General features: G+C 29.0%; 5 protein-coding genes. All 5 read right to left on the bottom strand.

Going from position 1 to position 7,092, the window contains the following annotated elements; translation table 11 throughout:
- Window positions 1–224: 224 nt before the first annotated feature.
- The 5 genes from ACFSY7_RS10755 to ACFSY7_RS10735 all read right to left on the bottom strand — a co-directional run bounded on the left by ACFSY7_RS10755 (window position 225) and on the right by ACFSY7_RS10735 (window position 6,924).
- A complete protein-coding gene (locus tag ACFSY7_RS10755; protein WP_380147828.1) occupies window positions 225–836 on the bottom strand; it encodes an HNH endonuclease in 612 nt (203 codons plus the stop codon).
- Between the two features lie 5 nt (window positions 837–841).
- The gene (locus tag ACFSY7_RS10750; protein ID WP_380147827.1) at window positions 842–1,507 is read right to left on the bottom strand and encodes a hypothetical protein; all 666 of its coding nucleotides are present in this window, start codon (window positions 1,505–1,507) and stop codon (window positions 842–844) included.
- A 12-nt stretch (window positions 1,508–1,519) separates the two neighbouring features.
- Window positions 1,520–3,811, bottom strand: coding sequence for a sensor histidine kinase (locus ACFSY7_RS10745; protein WP_380147826.1), 2,292 nt, complete (start codon window positions 3,809–3,811; stop codon window positions 1,520–1,522).
- Entirely contained in the window at window positions 3,792–5,240 is a 1,449-nt protein-coding gene (locus tag ACFSY7_RS10740; RefSeq protein WP_380147825.1) for an Eco57I restriction-modification methylase domain-containing protein, read from the bottom strand. The genes ACFSY7_RS10745 and ACFSY7_RS10740 overlap by 20 nt, the downstream gene beginning before the upstream one ends.
- A 424-nt stretch (window positions 5,241–5,664) precedes the next feature.
- A complete protein-coding gene (locus ACFSY7_RS10735; RefSeq protein ID WP_380147824.1) occupies window positions 5,665–6,924 on the bottom strand; it encodes a Tn7-like element transposition protein TnsE in 1,260 nt (419 codons plus the stop codon).
- Window positions 6,925–7,092 lie beyond the last annotated feature (168 nt).

Here is a 7,092-nt window from a genome sequence, read left to right as displayed (position 1 = left end):
TTATGTACATACTATTCACCTCAAGTTCTAGTATGTTACATTTAATGGTAAATTTGTACATCTTTAAGTGATTTTATATGTACACGTTTAAATTAGCATTTATATGTGCTGTAAACGTTGATTTTATATAATAGAAGAAACCCACATGTTTTGAAAAAAGATTGATCAAAACATGTGGGTTAAGTTTTCGAGCGAAACTCATCTTTTATAAAAAAGATTGATTATTAATTATGTACAGCCTCTTCTTCGAACATTAAATCGTAATACTCAGAGAAATGAACGCATAATTCTCTATAAATATATTCTAAATTAGAGCAATCTATACCTGCATTCTTCTTTATTTCAATTTTTTCCTTTATTTTCTTTTTCCTTAGTCTTATCTTTTCCAAATTGTGAATTATCTCATGTCGTTTTAAATATAATTTTAATTCTCTATACATATAGGACCCTACAGGAGTAATAAATATAATTTTTCCATTAGCTGTTCTCTTTAGATGTTTATCATATTCTTCATCACATGGATCTACAAATCCTTCAGCTTCTAATATATTCTCATCTGAAGTAGCTCCAACCCATTTATTAGATTTTGAGATATTACAATAAGGACAACTATATAATAGATTTTCATATGTATACTGCAAATTTTCAAACTTTTCTTTAGGGGCAAAATGTTCTACGTGATAAACATTATATCCTCCACTATAGAAATCAGCATCATCACAATAACCACATCTATAATTAAAATCTTTTGCTAATCTTTTTTTGTTAGAATTATTAGTTCGCCATCGCTCCCCAGTATAAGTTCTCTTAGGCTTTATTTGATGAATATTTAACAAAATTATTACTCCTTCTCTATAATTCCATCCAATTTATTTAATAACTCTGTTACTCTATCAGACTGTAAATCCTTTTTTAACTTCTTAGGAATTGAACTTCTCCCATTTATTGATTTTTCAAGTTTATCATCTAACTCAATCAACTTATTATCAATCTCAATGTTTTTACCTGCATTTGGTAATAATTCTAATATCTCACTTTCCCACTTTTTTTGTTGTTTTTTTGTTTTTAAAACTTGTTCTATTACTTTAAAATTCAACTCAATTCTCTCAGTATCTTCGTTAAGATATCTATCAAAATCGAAGACTTGATAGGCATTAAAAATTTCATTTATAAAAAGATCATCTTCATAAGAAGTTAATACAAAAATAGGAAAATCATATTTAATTTTTTCCAACTCATCAGCAATGTCTACTCCAGAATAATCTACATTTTTATAAGAGGACAATTTATAATCTACAATCAAACCATCTATATTCTCTTCAATTATATTATTGATTGTATTTTCAATATCCTGTTCAATCTCTATTTCAATAGGCTCAATCTTTATATTCGAATATTTTGATTTCTTTTCAAAATTCGCACTTTCAAAACCTATAGTTAATCTATACATAATTTGAGTTACTTTTGATGAATCATCATCTATAATTCCTATTTTAAAAATGTCCATTTTAATACCCCCTTATATTTTAAATTTCATTTCTAGCCCAAAACCATTCCGACTTTCTATAATCTTATACTTCGCATCATATTCTCTTAACGTTGAAGCTACAATATACATACCTAAACCTGTACCAATTTTAGTTCCATTTCTATCACATTTACTTGTGACTCCATAATTAAAAATTTCATTTGGATCCTGAAATATTTCATCTAATCCTTTACCATTATCTTCATATAACAAAGTAAATTCGCCTTGTCCTTCTTTCACAAGAATATTAATATTTCTTTCCTTCGGGCTCTTCTTTTCAAATGATTCAATAGAATTAATAATCAAATTATAAATAATACTTTCAAAATCAGATGAGAATATCTTTTTATAGATTTCGTTTTTAGGATTTTCAATATTTATTTTAATATTCTTCTGATTTAAAATAGGTATTATTAGATTGATAGTAGACTTTACAGTTTCACTAATACTTTGCTTAGTTCTTTTTCTACGATCTTTCTTTTGATTTATAATTACACTTATCCACGATTTTAAAAATGTATCCGATTTATCTAAATCCTGTAAACTTCTTTCTAATATGACTGGGTGTTTACCAATACTTCCTCTTATAACTTCTACTCTACTATTTAGGTTAGCTCTTATTGTTTTCAAATCATGTACAATAGATGTTGTAATCAAGCCATTGGTAGCTAATTCACGCAGTAACTTAATTTCAGATATCAATTCTTCTCTTTCTTCCCTATAATATTCTACAGCTTTAGCAAGAGTTTCTGCTTCCTTTTCAATTTTAGGTTTTATATATATTCCACTTGCTTTTATATCATCTTTTTCTATTTTCCCCCTATTATCGATTATTTCTTTCGCTATTTTATTCGCTTCCTCCTTTGTTGCTTCCTTCGGGTTTTTTATTTCATGAAATTTTTTTATATGTCTAGCTATATATGCACGATCTTTCTCAAATAAAGCTATGATACCTAATACCATTCTTTTAAAAATAGAAAAATATTCATTTTCTATTATTCCTTCACGGCTTGATTTATCTAAGATTTCATCATTCATAACTCTTGAAATAAATATGGTCCCTTGACCTTGCTTATTACGAACATTCCAACGTCCTGAACGATCTCCGACAGCAGCAGGATTTGTTGCTCTTTTAGCATCTATCCCGAGCCAATCAAAAGAGTCTGATTTTTGATCTCCATAAGGTCTAACTAAAAAATTATCTCTATAGATTTTTATTCCATTGTGCAAATCCATCCAATCGTTACGCGTTTTACTTATTTCTTTATAAAAGTACCCTTTTTTATCTTTCTCACTCAAACTTAACTTCATGAAGGTATATTCAAACTTAAAAGCTCCCACCTTTTTAGCTTTATTAATTTCCTTTATTTCATCAGTTTTTAATAATTGGGCAATAGATTGTTCTATTAAAATTTCCTTTGCTTGAAAATCTTCCTTTCTAAAAGGGAATATTTTAAACTCTTCTAACTCAAATAGCTCATCTGGAATTTTACTTAAGTCATACTCATTTCTATATAAAAGAACTCTGAACTTGTCTCCATCAAAGACTGCATCCAGTCTATAATCAAACTCCTCAGAAATTTGATTTTCTATTAAAATATAATCTTCATTTGGAGCTTTTTGAACACTAATAAGATAATCTTTTTGCTCTGAAGGAGGAATTAAGAACCCTAAAGAATCAAACAATGCTTCTATCTTTTCATTAGTCCATGTATCCCTTAAATCGCTAATTTTTAAAATAGTTCCTGTTTCCAAATTATATTTTAGGTCTAAGCGTTTCTCCAACTTCTTAATATTCTCTAATATCTTTACTGGTATAACATCTAAAAAATCTAAGTCTAGATAATCAAATTCTGCTTCTATTTCATCTATCGTTTTACCATTTTCTTCAAATTTCGTCCAATCATTTTTCCAAAGAATTAAATTTTCATTAGTATTTTTAGTCAGCATTTCACACTTACTACCCAACCGATCTAAAGCAAATCTCCCAATTCCTTTTTCTCCAGATTTTATTCTGTTTTTTTGGGATTTATAATTCTCTCTTTTATTATCTGTCCCAATAATCATCCAACAATTTTCTATTATATCTTTTGTCATACCTACCCCATTGTCTAATATATACAAGCAATCATTTGATATATCAAAATAGATATAACATAATTCAGAATCAGCGTCGTATGTATTTTTAACTAACTCAATAATAGCACCATCTACTTTAGATACACTTTCACGTCCAAGTAATATAGCTGTCCGAGAAGATATTTTATATTTCATTTTCCCCATTTCTTATCAACCCCTCTAAATCTATATGAAAATTATTGATATCATTAACTGTTATTCTCACCGACTCTCCATTAGCCTGTATTCCTATACCTTTCGCATAATTAAGAAAATCTTCACTAGTAAGAATTCTCTTCGCTATATTCAAACTAAGCGAACTTTTAGGTGTAACAAAGATACCTGAGTACGGGATACTTTCTTCATTAAGTTCATAAACTTTTATTTTACTAGTAACAACCGTAGATAAGAGTAATTTAGATTGATTAAGATTTTTTAACGCTTGTGTTCTTCCATATTCAAACCACTCAGTATTTTCACTCGATTTTCTTTTTTGAAGTTTATTTTCAAATTGCTTCAGATATTTAACTGCTTGAGGAAATTTTTCTTCAAATTCCCCAAGTGTATATCTCTTTAATTCCCCTAATCTATAATAGTAAGGAAATATAATCATTTCTGTTTTTCCATAGCTCATAGATTTAGGACTCACAGCTCTTTTTATTACTTCTTTTTCTATATTATAACTTTTAGTCGCAATATATTCTCCATTATCTTCAAATTCTTTAACAACATATGCTTCATTTAAAAGCGTAGCTATAGAAATAGATGCATTAAAGAAATCTCCAAATTTATTTGTACTTGCTTTTTCTTCTCTATTTCCATCTCTAAAAATCCATTTTTCCCCCAATTTTTCTTTAGGAAGCTCCGACGTGAAATTTCTTTTAACATCTTGATATATAATTTTTTCCGTTTTCCGCCCCTTTTCAATTAAAATCAATGCAGAGGAAGTTGATATACCAGGGAAAAGTTTCAAATTTTTATAATCTATGATTTCAGTCAAATCATCTAGCATCATAGCCCTTAAATTTTTTCCAAATACGTTTTTAAAAATACTATTAGGAATTAGGTATATCATTTTACCTGTGTCATTAAGGTTTTCTAATGCTGATTCTATAAAGGCATAACAATAATCAAACTTTCCAATAGAACATGTTTTAAAATTTTCTTTTACAAATTTTCTTATACTTGAATTAATTTCACTATATTTTATATATGGTGGATTACCTATAAGATAATCAAACTTTACTTCCCATTTTTTATTCAAGCTATCTATATTTAAGATTTTCCAATCAATATTATAAAGACCGTATTTTTCTGCTATATGATTTAAGTTTTCTATGCATTTATTAAAATGTATTTCGTCAATTTCGACACCGTATATATCTAACTCTAGCCCCTTTTTTATAGAAATATTTGAGTATCCCTCTACCAAACAGGTTTTAATGTATCTTTCTACCACTACACATAGAATATTACCTACACCACATGAATTTTCTAATACTTTTTTTCCATATAACCCTTTCGTGTATCCTATTTTGTCTAACATCGCTTCAACCACTTCTCTTGGTGTAAACACCTGACATTTTTTATTCATTTTAATTCCTTTCTATATAAAAATCACACTTACTCTTGATAAATATTATACCTTGGATTACTAGATTTTGATTCTGTGTTTTAAAATCCGTGAATTTATTTTTTCTATCTCGGTTAAAATTCAAAATCTTACATCTACCTTCTTTTCTTTTGATAGTTTCACATATTCATGTACTTGATTATTCATTTTGAATAATCAAGGTTAGCTGTTTTATTTTCACCTTCTTCATCAAGCACTATATCTTTACTGACTGATTGCATGTAATATACTACAGTAATTAATGTATACATTTATTTTCTTCCTTAAAATTATTTAATTACTTTTGATGATGATTAATTCTTCCAATACTACTCATCCCAGAGAAATTTTATCAACTCTACAGTTAAACGTACTTTTATTTCCCCATAAACTAAGCCTAATCAGATCAAATAACTTTATTCAATATTACAGTCGCTCTATGTCTATATTCCTTTTTCCCATGTCTCAACGTTAAATAGTTTATTCGTGTATAACTTAACTGCATTTTATCCCATACACCATTCTTCTCTATTAAGCCTTTAAATATCACGTTTAGTTCGTATAGTTTATTCTCAATTCTAGTAGAAAAATAGATGAAAGTTGAAATTGCTTTTTCCTCTCGTTCAACCTCTATCACTTTAAAAATCTTTCCAGATAGTAACTTGATTTCCGCAATCACATACTTCCTCTCCGTCACACCATCACTCAAATAAACAAAACGCTTCGTATCAGAAAACTCCTTCAAGCTTCCATGAATAATATTAATCGACTGTACTTCTGGGAAATCTTGCAGCACCCGCATTACCTTTATAAATTCGCCTAGCTCGCCATCAATTTGAACATCTATTAATGACTGCTGCTCCAATCCTCTAGCGACTTGATTTCCTCCTACATCTGCTGTGGATCGATTTCTATCACTATTGATGAAACGCTTCTTCGTATTTTCATCTTCAAATTCACGTTTTTTATTAGTCTTACGGGGAGCTTTAATCACTTTAGGCATCGCGAGATATTCGTGCTTTTGATTGTCCATTTCAATAACATCAAAGTTATCTGTTGTACCTTCAATTTCTTCATCCAAAATCATTTCGTCTTGCTGACCAGTTAACTTATTTTTAGTTTGTAATGTATATTTCTTTGCCTCATTCGCTTTAGTTGATTGAGCTATATCGGGATGTTCATATGTGATTTCTTTGTACGAAATATATTTGTTTTTTACACTTATCACTCGTAACACTGTACCGCCACTAGCATTAGGCCTTACGATAGCTCTAATCGTAATAGGTTGTGTAAAAGACCAATCAAACTGTAGACTCCCTTTATGATTAAACATATAAGCGACATTTTCAAACACGCTTCTTAAATCGCGATTTGTAAGCAACCACACGAGCTGATATAAGAAGACTGTTTTTGTATATTTAATGTTATAGATTGATGAAAAATCCAAATGAATTTTATTAGGATAGTAATTTTCAATAAAATACTGTGGAAATGAATTTGCTTCAAAAAGTCGGTACAGTAAAAAGCGATTCGGTGCTAAAATGCTGCGAACTACTTCAATTAAAGGTAAAATGTAGCTTCGGTTGCCTTGTTTCACAATAAAACTTCTTGAAATGTCTTTATCATTTGTCCCTTGTACTTTCCAATCCTGCTCATATGTAGACACATTATTCGGATAAATCGTGATATCTATTTCATTAATTCCTTCCGGTGGGATGCTTTTTGTAATATTGTCAATAACGCCTCTAAATTCTCCGATAATATCGGGATAAAATTCCCCATTATAGAGTTAAGTAGTTAAATGATTAGCTGGGAATATCCCAGCTTTTTTCTT

The sequence above is a fragment of the Kurthia populi genome, assembly GCF_042686175.1.
Classification (GTDB): domain Bacteria; phylum Bacillota; class Bacilli; order Bacillales_A; family Planococcaceae; genus Kurthia; species Kurthia populi.
The sequence above is the reverse complement of the archived record's forward strand: the minus strand, read 5'-3'. Positions and strand labels throughout refer to the sequence as shown.